At 71.7% G+C, this 14,942-nt stretch carries 12 protein-coding genes; 4 read left to right on the top strand and 8 right to left on the bottom strand.

What is annotated here, in order from left to right:
• Positions 1–169 precede the first annotated feature (169 nt).
• Entirely contained in the window at positions 170–2,806 is a 2,637-nt protein-coding gene (gene pepN, locus FF041_RS17020) for an aminopeptidase N (RefSeq protein ID WP_323391964.1), read from the bottom strand.
• Between the two features lie 210 nt (positions 2,807–3,016).
• Between pepN and FF041_RS17015 the strand changes: the two genes are divergently transcribed.
• The gene (locus tag FF041_RS17015) at positions 3,017–3,658 is read left to right on the top strand and encodes a mycothiol-dependent nitroreductase Rv2466c family protein (RefSeq protein WP_153523586.1); all 642 of its coding nucleotides are present in this window, start codon (positions 3,017–3,019) and stop codon (positions 3,656–3,658) included.
• Between the two features lie 134 nt (positions 3,659–3,792).
• Here FF041_RS17015 and FF041_RS17010 read toward each other — a convergent pair whose 3' ends face one another.
• The 5 genes from FF041_RS17010 to FF041_RS16990 form a co-directional block, all read right to left on the bottom strand.
• Positions 3,793–4,428 carry a superoxide dismutase gene (locus tag FF041_RS17010; protein ID WP_153483284.1) on the bottom strand — a complete coding sequence of 212 codons (636 nt, stop codon included), beginning with the start codon at positions 4,426–4,428 and terminating at the stop codon, positions 3,793–3,795.
• 96 nt (positions 4,429–4,524) lie between these two features.
• Positions 4,525–5,619, bottom strand: a complete 1,095-nt coding sequence (locus FF041_RS17005) for a glycerophosphodiester phosphodiesterase family protein (RefSeq protein ID WP_153523585.1) — start codon at positions 5,617–5,619, stop codon at positions 4,525–4,527.
• A 221-nt stretch (positions 5,620–5,840) separates the two neighbouring features.
• A complete protein-coding gene (locus FF041_RS17000) occupies positions 5,841–7,259 on the bottom strand; it encodes an FGGY-family carbohydrate kinase (protein WP_153523584.1) in 1,419 nt (472 codons plus the stop codon).
• A gap of 111 nt (positions 7,260–7,370) precedes the next feature.
• Positions 7,371–8,384, bottom strand: a complete 1,014-nt coding sequence (locus FF041_RS16995; RefSeq protein ID WP_153523583.1) for a 2-hydroxyacid dehydrogenase — start codon at positions 8,382–8,384, stop codon at positions 7,371–7,373.
• 45 nt (positions 8,385–8,429) lie between these two features.
• The gene (locus FF041_RS16990; RefSeq protein ID WP_153523582.1) at positions 8,430–8,735 is read right to left on the bottom strand and encodes a hypothetical protein; all 306 of its coding nucleotides are present in this window, start codon (positions 8,733–8,735) and stop codon (positions 8,430–8,432) included.
• Positions 8,736–8,854: 119 nt separating this feature from the next.
• Here FF041_RS16990 and FF041_RS16985 point away from each other — a divergent pair, with 119 nt between their 5' ends.
• Positions 8,855–10,273, top strand: coding sequence for an FGGY-family carbohydrate kinase (locus tag FF041_RS16985; protein ID WP_153523581.1), 1,419 nt, complete (start codon positions 8,855–8,857; stop codon positions 10,271–10,273).
• Positions 10,270–10,893, top strand: coding sequence for a histidine phosphatase family protein (locus tag FF041_RS16980; protein WP_153523580.1), 624 nt, complete (start codon positions 10,270–10,272; stop codon positions 10,891–10,893). Before FF041_RS16985 ends, FF041_RS16980 begins: the two co-directional genes overlap by 4 nt.
• 80 nt (positions 10,894–10,973) lie before the next feature.
• On the opposite strand, the gene FF041_RS16975 is transcribed toward FF041_RS16980, so the two are convergent.
• Complete coding sequence (locus FF041_RS16975; protein ID WP_153523579.1) at positions 10,974–12,416, bottom strand: amino acid permease; 1,443 nt, start codon at positions 12,414–12,416, stop codon at positions 10,974–10,976.
• 384 nt (positions 12,417–12,800) lie between these two features.
• Here FF041_RS16975 and FF041_RS16970 point away from each other — a divergent pair, with 384 nt between their 5' ends.
• Complete coding sequence (locus FF041_RS16970) at positions 12,801–13,385, top strand: biotin transporter BioY (protein WP_153483295.1); 585 nt, start codon at positions 12,801–12,803, stop codon at positions 13,383–13,385.
• An 88-nt stretch (positions 13,386–13,473) separates the two neighbouring features.
• Here FF041_RS16970 and FF041_RS16965 read toward each other — a convergent pair whose 3' ends face one another.
• Positions 13,474–14,919 (bottom strand): amino acid permease, encoded by a 1,446-nt coding sequence (locus FF041_RS16965; RefSeq protein ID WP_153523578.1) that lies wholly within the window; start codon positions 14,917–14,919, stop codon positions 13,474–13,476.
• Positions 14,920–14,942 lie beyond the last annotated feature (23 nt).

The raw sequence follows: 14,942 nt of genomic DNA, 5'->3' as shown, positions 1-14,942 counted from the left end.
GGACGCCCCCGACAGCGGGGCGACGGGGGCCGGCCCGCCGCCTCCGCGTTGCGGGCGGCGGCCGGTCCGCGGACCGGTCCCGCCTCCGCGTCGCAGGCACGGTCGGCCCGCGGGTCGGCCCGCAGGTCAGCCCGCCGCCTCCGCGTCGCAGGCACGGTCGGCCCGCAGGTCAGCCCGCCGCCTCCGCGTCGCACACCTGACCGCGCAGCCCCCGCGCCAGATCGTCGCGGGATTCGAGCACCAGCCGGCGCAGGGCGGGCGCGGCCGACTCGTGCGCCGCCAGCCAGACGTCCGCCGCCGCCAGCGCCCGCTCGCCCTGGAACGCGGGGAACAGCCCGCTCACCACGTCCATCCCGATCTGGATGGAGCGCTCCTCCCACACCCGTTCGATCGCCGCGAAGTACTTCTCGGTGTACGGCGCGAGCAGCTCCCGCTGCCCCGCCTGCGTCCACCCCGCGATCGTCGCCCCCGCCAGCGCGTTGGAGAGCTCGTCGGACTCCACCACCCGCGCCCACGCCTCGGCCTTCACCTCGGCGGACGGCCGCGCCGCCAGACAGCGCAGCTGGTGCCGCTTGCCGGACGCGGTGTCGTCGCGCGCCAGCTCCGCCGCGATCTCCGCCTCGCCGGCCGCCCCGTGCGAGGCCAGCGGCCCGAGGAGCGCCCAGCGCAGCTCCTGGTCGACCTCCAGCCCGTCGATCTTCGCCGTGCCGTCGAGCAGCCCCTGGAGCAGCTGGAGATCGGCCGCCGAGTCCGCCGCCGAGGCGAAGAACCGCGCCCAGGTCAGCTGGTGCTCGCTCCCCGGCTCGGCCTTCCGCAGCTCGTTCAGCGCGCCCTCGGCGAGCAGCCGCCCGCCCTCCGCGCGCCAGTCGGGGGCCGCGTAGTACGTCAGCGCCGAGTGCGCCCAGGCGTGCAGCATCTGGAGGACGCCGATGTCGCTCTCGCGCCCGGAGAACCGGAGCACCAGATCGATGAAGTCCCGCGCGGGCATCAGCCCGTCCCGGGTCAGATTCCACAGCGCCGACCAGGCCAGCGCCCGGGCCAGCGGGTCGGTGATGTCGCCGAGCGAGGCGCGCAGCGTGTCCAGCGAGCCCTGGTCGAAACGGATCTTGCAGTACGTCAGATCGTCGTCGTTGACCAGCACCAGCTCGGGCTGCTCGGCCCCCGCCAGCTCCGGCACCACCGTGCGCGTGTCGGTGACGTCGACCTCGGCGCGTGCGTACCGCACCAGCGCGGAGTCCTCGTGCCGGTAGAGCCCGATCGCCACCCGGTGGGGGCGCGGCTCCTCCCCGTCCTGGAGCACGGCGAGCTCGGTGATCCTGCCGCCCGCGTCATAGGTCGCCTCGGGGGTCAGGGTGTTCACCCCGGCCGTCTGGAGCCAGGCCCGCGACCAGGCGGCCATGTCCCGCCCGGAGGTCTCCTCCAGCACCGACAGCAGATCGCCCAGCTGGGTGTTCCCGTACGCGTGCCGCTTGAAGTAGCGCCGCGCGCCCTCCAGGAAGGCGTCCTCGCCCGCGTACGCCACCAGCTGCTTGAGGACGCTCGCGCCCTTGGCGTAGGTGATGCCGTCGAAGTTGAGCTTGGCCGCCTCCAGATCATGGATGTCGGCCGTGACCGGGTGGGTGGACGGCAGCTGGTCGGCGCGGTACGCCCATGCCTTGCGGTTGTTGGCGAAGGTGACCCAGCCGTTGGTGAACCGGGTCGCGCCGACCATCGCGTACGAGCCCATGAAGTCGGCGAAGGACTCCTTGAGCCAGAGATCGTCCCACCAGGCCATGGTGACGAGATCGCCGAACCACATATGGGCCATCTCGTGCAGGATGACATTGGCCCGGCGCTCGTACGACGCCTGGGTCACCTTGCCGCGGAAGACGAACTCCTCGCGGAAGGTGACGCACCCCGGGTTCTCCATCGCGCCGATGTTGTACTCGGGGACGAATGCCTGGTCGTACTTGCCGAAGGGGTACGGGTAGTCGAAGCGGTCGTGGAAGAAGTCCAGACCCTGCTTGGTGACCAGGAAGATGTCGTCGGCGTCGAAGTGCCGGGCGAGGCCCTTGCGGCACATCGCCCCCAGCGGGATCTCCAGAACGGAGCCGTCGTCGAAGGACCGGCGGTAGACATCCGTCTCATAGTGGTACGGACCGGCGACGACCGCGGTGATGTAGGTGGAGATCGGCTGGGTCTCGGCGAACTGCCACACCCCGACCCCGGCCCCGACCCCGGCCCCGACCCCGACCCCGGCCCCGACCCCGGCCCCGATCTCGTCGCTGGAGACGCGCTCGCCCGCGCTGTTGCTCCAGACGGTCCACCCGTCCGGCGCGGTCACCTCGAAGCGGAAAGGGGCCTTCAGATCCGGCTGCTCGAAGTTGGCGAAGACCCGGCGCGCGTCGGCGGGCTCGTACTGCGTATAGAGATAGACCTCGCCGTCCTCCGGGTCGACGAACCGGTGCAGCCCCTCACCGGTGCGGCTGTAGGCGCACTGCGCGTCCACGACCAGCACGTTCTCCGCGGCGAGCGAGTCCAGCGCGATCCGCGAGCCGTCGAAGACGGCGGCCGGGTCCAGCTTCTCCCCGTTCAGCGTCACCGCGGTGACGGACGGGGCGAGCAGATCGGCGAAGGTCGCCGAGCCCGGCCGCGCACAGCGGAACCGGATCGTCGTCACCGAACGGAACGTACGGGGACCGCCGTCCGCCGGCTCCCCCTCGTCCCCGACCGCGGACCGCAGGTCGAGGGCCACCTCGTACCCGTCGACGGACAGCAGCTCCGCCCGCTCGCGGGCCTCGTCGCGGGACAGATTCTCACCGGGCACGGGCACTCCTTCGTCTCTCGTTCACAGGGCCGCCGCTCGACACGGCGGCCGTCGGCACGGCTTCGTTCACCGCGACAAACGCCCCGATACTCCCATGTGCGCCCGGTGACCGGTATCCGGGAATCGGACGCCCGTCTCCGGCGTTGTGCCGATGAGACGCGCGCCCCCGCTTCAGCCGCGCCCGTGTGCCGCGGTTTTCCAAGGAGAGAGATGCCCGAGAACGGCAAGACCCCCGTGGACTTCTGGTTCGATCCGCTCTGCCCCTGGGCCTGGATGACCTCCCGCTGGATGCTGGAGGTGGAGCAGCTGCGGGACATCGAGCTCCGCTGGCATGTGATGAGCCTCGCCGTGCTGAACGAGGAGCGGTTCGACGAGCTCCCGGAGGAGTACCAGGAGGTCCTGAAGGACGCGTGGGGCCCGGTCAGGGTCGCCGTCGCCGCCGAGCGGGAGCACGGCAGCGAGGTCCTCGGCCGGCTCTACACCGCGCTCGGCACCCGCTTCCACAACCGGGGCGAGGGCGTCACCCGGGAGGCCGTGATCGGCGCGCTGGCGGACGCGGAGCTGCCCGCCGCCCTCGCCGACTACATGGACAAGGACACCTACGACACCGAGCTGCGCGCCTCCCACCAGGAGGGCATCGACAAGGTCGGCCAGGACGTGGGCACCCCGGTCATCGCGGTCCCCGGCGCGGACGGCGAGCAGGTCGCGTTCTTCGGCCCGGTGGTCACCCCGGCCCCGCGCGGCGAGGCGGCGGCCAGGCTCTGGGACGGCACCCTGCTGGTGGCGTCGACCCCCGGTTTCTATGAGATCAAGCGCAGCCGCACGGCGGAACCGGACTTCTCCAACCTCTGATCCTCGCTCGGGTGGAGTATGGAAGGACCCCCGCGAGTCACGTCCTCGCGGGGGTCCTTCTCTCATCCGCCCGCACGTGAAGGTTGAGAAGACGATCACGAGCAGGACGTTTCAACGGGGTCGGGCCCCGGGGGTCACGGCGCGATGAGCGGCGTGCGCTCCTTGGCCTCGGCGTAGCGCTTGGCCACGTCCTGCCAGTTCACGACCTGCCACATGGCGTCGATGAAGTCCACCTTCTGGTTCTTGTACTGAAGGTAGAAGGCGTGCTCCCAGGCGTCGAAGACCAGGATCGGCACGGAGCCCTGGCCGACATTGCCCTGGTGGTCGTAGACCTGCTCCACGATCAGACGGCGGCTGACCGGCTCATACGCCAGAACGCCCCAGCCCGAGCCCTGCGTCGTCGCGGACGCCTTGGTCAGCTGGGCCTTGAACTTGGCGAAGGAGCCGAACGACTCGGCGATCGCGTCCGCGAGCTCGCCGACGCCGTCCTTGTCCAGCGGCTCGCCGCCGCCGTCGCCGGTCATGTTGTGCCAGTAGATGCTGTGGAGGATATGGCCGGAGAGATGGAACGCGAGGTTCTTCTCCAGGCCGTTGATCGCTCCCCACTGGTCCTTATCGCGGGCCTCAGCGAGCTGCTCAAGGGTGTCGTTGGCGCCCTTGACGTACGCGGCGTGGTGCTTGTCGTGGTGCAGCTCGATGATCTGCGGGTTGATGACCGGTTCGAGCTCGGTGTAGTCGTACGGCAGATCAGGAAGCGTGTAGACGGCCATGTTTTTCCGGTCCCTCCGACTGCTTAATGCACATCTTACGCAAGTGCACGTTAGCAGCAGGAGGGACCGTGGCCGATCAGGCATTGGTCCTAGGACTCAGGTGCCGTGCTCAGGCCGTACCAAGGCGCAGTACTCCTGGCGGGCGAGGACCGCGATATCCGGGAAGTCGGTGACGACGGCGTCCACTCCGATGCCGTAGTGCAGCGCGTACTCGCCGAACGCGTCGCCGAAGTCATGGGCCGCGGTGCCCCGCCGGAAGGCGGCGGGAAGATAGGTGTTCTCCGCCCGGAAGGTGTACGCGCCGACCTTCAGCCCCGCCGCGTGCGCGTTGGCCGGCAGGGGGGAGGGCGGGGCGACCCAGGACTTGTCCGGGCCGATCCACTCCGCGTACTCCGCTATCCGCGCCAGCCCCTGGGCTGTGGTCATCTGCTGATACGTCAGATCGTGGCCGAAGGGGCCGCCCGTGGTGCCGATGGCCTGCCACAGCGGCAGCCGTAGCCCGGCCTCCGCCATCAGCAGCAGGCTGGCGGGCTCGAAGGACTGCACCACACAGCTGTGCCGGTCGAGCCGGTTGCGACGGATGACACGGATGAGCTCGGGCTCCAGCGGCAGTCCGATCGAGCGGAAGTAGGCGGGGTGCTTGGTCTCCGGGAAGACGGCGATGCGGCGGCCGTGGAGCCGGGAGAGCCGGCGGGCGAGATCCACGGTCTCCTGGAAGGTGAGGATCGGCTCCCGGCCGTTGAAGACGGTGTTGCGATTGCGGACCAGCGGCAGCCGTTCGACCGTACGCAGGGTCTTCAGCTCGGCCAGCGTGAAGTCCTCGGTGAACCAGCCCTCCACCCACCGTCCGTCGATCAGCTTCCTGGCTCTGCGGTCGGCGAACTCCGGCCGGGAGCTCACATCGGTGGTCTGGGATATCTCGTTCTCGTGCCGGACGACCAGGACATGGTCCTTGGTGGGGACCAGATCCGGTTCGATCCAGTCGGCCCCGGAGCGGACGGCGAAGGCGTACGACCCCTCGGTGTGCTCGGGCCGCCAGCCGGCCGCGCCCCGGTGACCGATCACCACGGGCCGGCGGCCGTCGCCGTGGTCGCCGTGGTCGCTGGCGCGTGCCGGGCCGGGCAGCGCGGCCAGGGTGCCGCTCGCGCCGGCGGCCAGCAGGACCGATCTGCGTCTGGGCAGTGCGGGCATGCGGATCTCCCTCGTCGGGTGCTCGGATGCGCGGGTGCTCGATGGAGCTCGGACGGTGCTCGGCGTACGGGTGAGGGCGCGGCGGCCGGGACCCGTACCGTGCTGGGCTGGACCCGGGCCGTACGTGCCCCGGGCCGCGCGGGATCTCCGGCCGCGCGGTCCCGGGACATGCCGGGCCCAGGACCGCGCCGGGCCCCCGGGCGTACACCCCCCGGGAGCGGTCAGGTCGCGCGGGCCCGGGAGCGGGCCGCCGCCAGGCGCTCCAGATGGTCGTCGTACGCCTTGGCGTAGAACTCCGCCCGCTCGGCGTCCGGCTCCACCACCGACGTGGGCTCCGTCCACACGGCCGTCTCCAGCTCCACCCCGAAGCGCTCCGCCGCCGCCAGCACCGCGCCCCGCGCCCCCACCTCGCCCTCGACGATCCGCAGCGGCCTCCCCAGCACATCCGCGAACAGCCGCATCCACGCGGGAGACCGTGTCCCGCCGCCGCAGATCGCCAGCGACCCCGTGAGCCCGGCCGCCTCCAGACAGTGCCGCGCCGCGAAACCGATGCCCTCGCACGTGGCCCGGATCAGATCCGCCTTGGTGGACTCCAGCGAGACCCCGCTCAGCTCCGCCCGCAGCCGGGGCTCCACAAACGGCGCGCGCTCGCCCGACGAGGCGAAATAGGGCAGCACCCGCACCCCGTGCGCGCCCGGCGGAGTGGCCTCAAGGAGCCCGTTCACCTCCGTATGCGCCACGCCCGTGGTGTTCAGCACCCAGTCCAGCGCCGCCGTGCCCACCATCGCGGGCATGGCCCGCAGCCAGTGCCCCGGGCGGTCCGTGGAGATGTGCAGCCCCGCCGCCTCACCGGCCAGATCGAGCTCGTCGACGGCCACCAGCGCCGCCAGACAGGTGCCGACGATCAACAGCCCGTCGCCCGGCGCGGTGACCCCCGCGCCCAGCGCGCAGGCCGGCAGATCGTAGGGCCCGTTCGCGATCCGCGTCCCCGACTCCGGCAGCTCGCCCACCGCCACCGGATCGCTGATCGGGGGCAGCAGCCGCCGCCGGTGCGAAAGCCCCAGCGTCAGCAGCACCTCGTCCGCGTACGCCCGGGTGCGCGGGTCCAGGAACGGCATCGACGCGTCCGACACATCCGTCGCCCGGATGCCGGTCAGCCGCTGGAACACCATGTCCTTGCAGTAGACGGCGGCCGACGCCGCGTCCAGGGCCGCGGGCTCGTGCCGGTCCAGCCAGGCCAGCACCGGCCCGGGACAGCCGGGGAACATCGCGCTCCCGGAGCGCCGGAAGACCGAGTCCACCACGCCCGACGACTGCCACTCGTCGACCAGTTCATGCGCCCGGCCGTCCATCCAGGAGATCGCCGCCCGCACCGGCCGGCCCTGGTCGTCGACCAGCCAGACCCCGTCCCCCTGCCCCGTCAGACCGATCAGCTCCACCGGATCGTCGAGGACCGCCGTCAGCGAGGTGAGCACCTCCTCCACCGCGCCGTACACCTCCTCCATGTCCTGCTCGGCGTGACCGCCGTGGAGGGAGAGCGAGACCGGCCGCGACTCGACCCCCAGCGGGCGGCCCCGCTCGTCGAAAGCCGCCGCTTTGACCATGGACGTACCTGCGTCGATCCCGATGTATGTCGCCATCGTCAGCGCTCCTGTCGGGCAGAAGGGGCAGTGCGGAAGGTGCAGTGCAGAAGAGTCAGTGCAGAAGAGTCAGTGCAGAAGAGTCAGTGCAGAAGGGTCGGTACAGAAGGGTCAGTTCAGGGTGTGGGCGAGCGGCTCGCTGCGGGCATAGCGGGCCACCTCGGCCGCCGCGATCTGCGCCGCCTTGCGGGCCACCGCCCGGCTCGCGCCCGCGATATGCGGAGTGAGCACCAGATTCGGCGTGGACAGCAGCCGCGACCCCTCGGGCAGCGGCTCCTCGGCATAGGTGTCCAGCGCCGCCGCCGCCAGCCGCCCGCTGTCCAGCGCGTCGCAGAGCGCCTCCGTGTCCAGCAGCCCGCCGCGCGCCGCGTTCACCAGCACCGCGCCGTGCGGCAGCAGCTCCAGCTCGCGCGCCCCGATCAGCCCCCGGGTCTCCGGGGTCAGCCGGGCGTGCAGCGTCAGCACCCGGGAGCGGGTGAGCAGCGCGTCCAGCGACCCGGCGCGCATCCCGAGCACATCGCCGCGCACATACGGGTCGTACACCTCCACCTCCGCGCCGAAGGCGGTCAGCACCCGTGCGACCCGGCTGCCGACCGCGCCGTAGCCGACCAGCCCGACCGGGGTGTCCTCCAGTTCGAGCCCGCTGTGCTCATACGTGTAGTACGAGCCGTCCCAGTCCCCTTCCAGCGCCAGCGAGTGATGGGCCTCGGGAATACGGCGCAGCGCCGACAGCATCAGCCCGATGGTGAACTCGGCGGTCGACGCGGCGTTGCGCCCCGGCGCGAAACAGACCCGTACCCCCCGGGCCCTGGCCGCCTCGGCGTTGACGTTGACCGGGCCGCCCCGGCAGACGGCGATCATCCGCAGCGCGGGGGATGCCTCCAGCACCCGCTCCGTGAACGGGGCCATCTGGGTGACACAGACCTCCACCCCGTCCAGCGCCTTGATCAGCGCGTCCTCGGAGTCGCTCGCCTCCGCCACCTCGGCGACCGGGCCGAAGGGCTCCAGCGGCCAGGGCAGAGTGAGCTCGGTCAGCTCCAGCGAGGTGTCGGCGAGGGCTCGCCGCAGGGCCTCGGCGATCAGGGAGTTGCGGACGAAGTGGTCGCCGGCAGCCAGGACTTTCATTTCGGTTCCTCCGCGTGATCGTCGGCCTGTGGGCCGGGGCGGGGCCTACATCCGGCCCACCGCACAGACCTGATGGGGGATCTTGTGCTCATCGAGTTCGCGCACGGCCCCGACCGGTGCGCCGTCGCCGTCGCCGTCGCTCGCGGCGACCGGACCGGAGCGGGAGAGTCGCGGCACAGCACGGGCGGACGGGGCGGAAAGGGTGCGCATGACGGATATGTGCAGCGGATCGTAGCCGCCGCCCGGCGTCATCGGGCGGATGCCGCGCTCGGCGACGAGCGGAGTCAGCGCGCCGGGGAAGCCGGCGGTCGTCCCCGGCCGGGTGACCGGCCGCGCCCCGGGTCCTCGCATGGCACCAGAGCTTGTGACAGAGACGGTGGCCCGTCAATCCTCCGCGCACGGGTTTCTCCCGCCGGAAGATGAGAACGTCTCAGAGGAGGCCGCGAGCGGCGTGCCCGGGAGGAGCCGGTATGTGGATGGGGATCGATCTGGGCACCCAGAGCGTCCGCGCGGTGGTCGCCGCCGACGACGGCGCGATCCTCGGCAGCGGCTCCGCGCCGCTGACCGGCCGCCGTGACGGCAAGCGCCATGAACAGCTCCCCGCGGACTGGTGGACCGCCGTCCGCGAGGCGGTGCGCGGAGCCCTGGGCGACGGCCACCGCCCCCGGGCCCTCGCGATCTGCGCCACCTCCGGCACGGTCCTGCTCACCGACGACCGTGGCCGGGAGCTGACCCCGGCGGTGATGTACGACGACGGCCGCGCGCCCGGCCGGGGCACGGGCCGCGCCCGCCTCCTTCTCGACGCGTACGGCCCTGGGCGGATCACCCACCAGGCCGATCTGATCGCCGCCCGGCTGGCGGGCCGGCCGCTGCCCACCGACTCCAGCCACGCCCTCAAGACGGGATACGACCCGGAGCGCGGGGAGTTCGCCGACCCCGGGCTGCCCGGGCTGCCCGAAGTGGTCCGCCCCGGAACGGTCATCGGCGAGGTGAGCCGCGCCGCCGGGGAGGAGACGGGCCTCCCCGCCGGGACCGCGATTGTGGCCGGGATGACCGACGGCTGCGCCGCCCAGATCGCCTCCGGCTCGCTCACCGTCGGCTCCTGGAATTCGGTGCTCGGCACCACGCTCGTTCTCAAAGGGGTCACGGCGACCCCGCTGCGCGACCCGTCCGGAGTGGTCTACAGCCATCTCTCCCCGGACGGCGACTGGCTCCCCGGCGGGGCCTCCAACGTCGGCGGCGGCGCGCTGCGCACGGCCTTCCCCGACGCCGACCCGGCCGCCCTCGACGCCCTCGCGGCGGACCGTGACTCGGCCGACCGTGGGGCCGCCGACGGTGGGGCCGCCGACCGCGCGGCGGCGGACCGCGCGGCCGTGGCCCCGGTGGCGTATCCGCTCGGCGCGCGGGGCGAGCGCTTCCCCTTCCTCGCCCCGGACGCGACCGCGTTCGTCCTCGGCACCCCGGCGTCCGACGCCGAGCACTGGGCGGCCCTCCTCCAGGGCGTCGCGCTGACCGAACGCCTCTGCCTGGACTATCTCGATCTGCTGGGCGCGACCGTGGACGGCCCGCTGACCTTCACCGGCGGCGCGGTCCGCAGCGCCTACTGGACCGCTCTGCGGGCGGAGATCCTGGGCCGCCCGATCCGCGTCCCCGAGTACAGCGAACCGGCCCTGGGAATGGCCGTGCTGGCGGCGTACGGGGCGGGCGCGGCCCCCACGCTGGCCGCGGCGGCCGAACGGATGGTCCGGCTGAGCCGCACGGTCCACCCGGCGCGTACCGGCCGCTTCACCGGCCCGTACCTCACACTGGTCGGCGAACTGGAGCGCCGCGGCTGGCTGCCGTCCGAGACCGCCGCGCACGCCCGCGCCCGCACGGAGAGGGACCGATGAGCGCGACACTGCTGCTGGCCCGGCACGGCCAGACCGTCTGGCACGCGGAGAACCGTTACGCGGGGGTCAGCGATGTTCCCCTCACCGAGGAGGGCCGCGCCCAGGCCCGGCGGCTGGGGGAGTGGGCCGGGGCCCATCCGGTGGACGCGATCTGGACCTCGACGCTCTCCCGCGCGATCGAGACGGCGGAGCCCGCGGGCACGGCGCTGGGGCTCCGCCCGCACCGCGACCACGAGCTGCGCGAGTGCGACTTCGGCGTGGTGGAGGGCCGCACCCTCGCCGAGTTCGCCGCCGAGTCCCCCGAGGCGGCCGGAGCCTTCCGGGCCGACCCGGTGGCCCATCCCTTCCCCGGCGCGGAGGACCCGGCGGCGGCGGCGTCCCGGGGCGCGTCCGCCCTCCGCCGCATCGCCGCCGCCCACGACGGCGAACGCGTCCTGGTGGTGGCGCACAACACGTTGCTCCGGCTGGTCCTGTGCGAGCTGCTGGCCATCCCGCTGGGGAACTACCGCCGGGTCTTCCCCCGGCTGCGGAACACGGCCGTCACCGAGCTCCGCCTCACCCCCGCGAGCTGTGCGCTGCTCTCCCTCAACCTCCCGACGGACACGCCGGGGACGGGCTGATCGGGGCGGCGGGAGCCTGGGCGGCTGAGGTCGGGGGCCCGTCCGAATCAGCCGGCCCCCGACCACAGAAGCCCGGGCGACTACCGGTCCTTCTCCGCCCCGGCTCCGTCCTTCTCCGCTCCGGCGCGGGCGAGCACCTGCCGTACGTACCCCACCAGACAGAGCGCCAGCGTCAGCCCGCCGGAGTAGAGGAGCTGCGTACGGGTGTCGTCCTCCCGTGCCATCAGCACGAAGACCGTCGCCATCCCCGCCAGCGCCACCCAGGTCAGCCCCGGGTACAGCCACATCTTCACCACCAGCCGCGAGGGGTCCTCACGCTCGGTCCGCCGCCGCAGGATCAGCTGCGAGACGCCCACGAAGAACCACACGACCAGGATGATCGCGCCGATCATGTTGAGCAGCCACATGAAGACGTCGTCCGGCCGCCAGTAGCTCAGCAGCACACATCCGAACCCGAACGCGGTCGACACCACGACCGCCGTCCTCGGCACCCCCCGATGGGTGCGCCCGAGCGCCTTCGGCCCCTGTCCGCGCGCCACCAGTGACATGGACATCCGCGACGCGGCGTAGATGTTGGCGTTCATCGCGGAGAGCAGGGCGATCAGGATGACCACGTTCATGATCTGCGCGGCGGCCGGGATGCCGAGATGGTCGAGCGTGGCGACGTACGGCCCCTGCGCCACCACCTTCGGGTCGTTCCAGGGGACCAGGGTGACGACGACCGCCATCGACCCGACGTAGAAGATCGCGATCCGCCACATCGCGGTGCGCACGGCCTTGGCGACGCCCTGCACCGGGTGCTCGGACTCGGCCGCCGCGATGGTGACCGTCTCCAGACCGCCGTACGCGAAGACCGACGCGAGCAGACCGAACACCAGCCCCTCGGTGCCGTTGGGCAGGAAGCCGCCCTCGCCGGTCAGATTCGAGACTCCGGGCGCGTCGGTGTCCGGCAGCACGCCGATGATGGCGAGCACCCCGATCCCGAGGAAGAGCACGATCGCGCCGACCTTCAGCGCGGCGAACCAGAACTCGAACTCGCCGAAGTTCTTCACCGCCGCGAGGTTCGCCACGCAGAACGTCACCGTGAAGAGCGCGACCCACGCCCACTCGGGGGTGCCGGGCAGCCACCCGGTCATGATCTTCGCGGCCCCGATCCCTTCGAGGCCGACGACCACGCAGAGCAGAAACCAGAAGATCCAGCCGGAGGCGAATCCGGCCCAGGGGCCGATCGCCCGCTCGGCGTGGACGGAGAAGGTGCCGGACGCGGGGTTCGCCGCCGACATCTCGCCGAGCATCCGCATCACCAGCATGACGAGCAGCCCGGAGAGCGCGTAGGCGATGACGATGGAGGGCCCGGCCTGGGCGATGCCCGCTCCGGACCCGACGAAGAGCCCGGCCCCGATGACGCCGCCGAGGGCGATCATCGACAGATGGCGCTGTTTGAGGCCGTGGGAGAGCCCCTGGCCGCCGGAGCCGCTGTCGGCCGGGAGACCGACCGGCGGCGGCGCGGAAGTCTTGGACATTCGGTGAGCCCTGTTCAGTAGCTGAGGAGAAGCGGACCACCAAAACTGAGCACGCGTGCTGATCACAGGGCAACGGATGTCCATCAAACGATCACAGGAGTCACGGAAAGTGCACATCCGCCTACGGGGCGAAGGCTATGGGTTCCGGCTCATGGTTTTGGTGGAACTCCACAGTCGCTCGCCTCTCGCGAGTGAGGCAATTTCGCTCCTGCCTCAGTGACGAGCATCACGTCCGGGTGTGCATGATCCCCGGGCTTTGTGCGATCTCCATGAAACCGCCGCACCTGCCTTTGTCTGTGGCTGACGGTGTCGTGGCGAGAGCCCGTGGGCTACGGTCACAGCGTCCCTGCCTCCCCCGCCCCACATCGCCCCAGCGGAGTCCCGATGAGCACTGCCACAGTCACCTCCCGTCCGGGCGCGGTCCTCGCGGACCTGCTCCCCGCCTCCCGTACCCGGGACATCGCGCTCGTCGTCGGCGGCGCGGCCCTCACCGGCATCGCGGCACAGCTCGCCGTCCCGATCCCCGGCTCCCCGGTCCCGGTCTCCGGCCAGACCTTCGCCGCCCTGCTCGTCGGCACCGCGCTCGGCGCGCGGCTCGGTCTGCTCTCCCTCGCGCTCTACGCGGTGGCGGGCATGGCGGGCATGCCGTGGTTCGCGGAGGGCACCTCCGGCTGGTCGATGCCGTCCTTCGGCTACATCCTCGGCATGCTGCTGGCGTCGACGGTGGTCGGCGCGCTGGCCCGGCGCGGCGCGGACCGCTCCGTACCGCGCATGGCGGGCACGATGGTGCTGGGCTCGGCGATCATCTACGCGATCGGCGTCCCGTATCTGGCCCTGTCCACGGGCATGACGCTGTCCCAGGCGGTGGCGGCGGGCCTGACCCCGTTCCTGATCGGCGACGCGCTGAAGGCGGCGCTGGCGATGGGCGCGCTGCCCACGGCGTGGAAGCTGCTCGGCCGCCGGGGCTGAGCGGAGACGTAAAGACAGAACAGAGGAGCCTCCCCCGTGCCCCAGGGCACAGGGGAGGCTCCTCTGCTTTGCAGGGCTTCACGACCCTTTACGGTGTCTCGCGCCGGGTCTCCGGCCGCCGGGCCAGCATCTCCCTGGTCACGGCGATGCCCACCACCACGCCCGCGACCAGCAGCGACAACAGCACCTGGTCCCGCCCGGCGTCGTCGAAGAGCATGTAGACGAGGACGAAGGCGATCATTCCGATCGTCGCCCAGGTCAGCCAGGGGAAGAGCCACATCCGCACCACCAGCCGCTCCGGCGCCTCCCGCAGGATGATCCCCCGCATCCGCAGCTGGGTCGCGCAGATCACCAGCCAGACGAAGAGGGCGACCGCGCCGGAGGAGTTCAGCAGAAAGGCGAAGACGGTGTCCGGCCAGCGGTAGTTGAAGAACACGGCGACGAACCCGAAGAGCACCGAGGCGAGAATGGCCGCCCGGGGCACCCCCCGCCCGTCCGTCTGGGCGAAGGACTTCGGGGCGTCGCCGCGCCGCCCCAGCGAGAACGCCATGCGTGAGGCCGTGTAGAGGCCGGAGTTGAGACAGGACAGCACGGCGGTGAGCACGATCACGTTCATGATCTGCCCGGCGTGCGGGATGCCGATGGAGTCGAGCGCGGCGACATAGGAGCCGTCCTCGGTGATCGACTTGTCGTCCCAGGGCAGCAGGGTGAGCACGACGAAGACGGAGCCCAGATAGAAGACGGCGATCCGCCAGATCACGCTGTTGGTCGCCTTGCTCACGGCGCGCTGCGGGTCGGCGGACTCCCCGGCGGCGAGGGTGACGATCTCGCTCCCCATGAAGGAGAAGACGACCATCAGCACCCCGGTGAGGATCGCGCCGTACCCCTCGGGGAAGAAGCCCCCGCTGTCGGTGAGATGGGCGAGCCCCGAGCCGGGGTTGTCGGACCCGGGCAGCAGTCCGAAGACCGCGAGCAGCCCGATGGCGATGAACACGCCGATCGCCACCACCTTGATCCCGGCGAACCAGAACTCGAACTCGCCGTACGCCCCCACGGAGGCGAGATTGGTCGCGGTCAGCACGACCATCACGATCAGCGCCCACGCCCACTGGGGCACCGCCGGAATCCAGCCCTCCAGGATCACGGCCCCGGCGGTCGCCTCCACGGCCAGCACCACGACCCAGAAGAACCAGTAGAGCCAGCCGATCGAGAATCCGGCCCAGCGGCCCAGCGCCCGGTCCGCGTACTCGGAGAAGGAGCCGGACGACGGCTGGGCGGCGGCCATCTCGCCGAGCATCCGCATCACCAGGACGACCATCGTCCCGACCAGCGCGTACGAGACCAGGATCGCGGGCCCGGCGGCGGCGATGCCGGAGGCGGAGCCCACGAAGAGCCCCGCGCCGATCACCCCGCCGATGGCGATCATGGACAGATGGCGGTTCTTCAGGCCGGCCCGCAGACCGTCGCCGTCCTGCGGGTTCACGGGTTCTTCGGGATGCCCGCCTTCTTTCGACAGGGTGTCCTGCGAGGTCATATGGGACTCCTAAGGTCGGGGAG

It is taken from the genome of Streptomyces jumonjinensis, assembly GCF_009600885.1.
Lineage (GTDB): Bacteria > Actinomycetota > Actinomycetes > Streptomycetales > Streptomycetaceae > Streptomyces > Streptomyces jumonjinensis.
The sequence above is the reverse complement of the archived record's forward strand: the minus strand, read 5'-3'. Positions and strand labels throughout refer to the sequence as shown.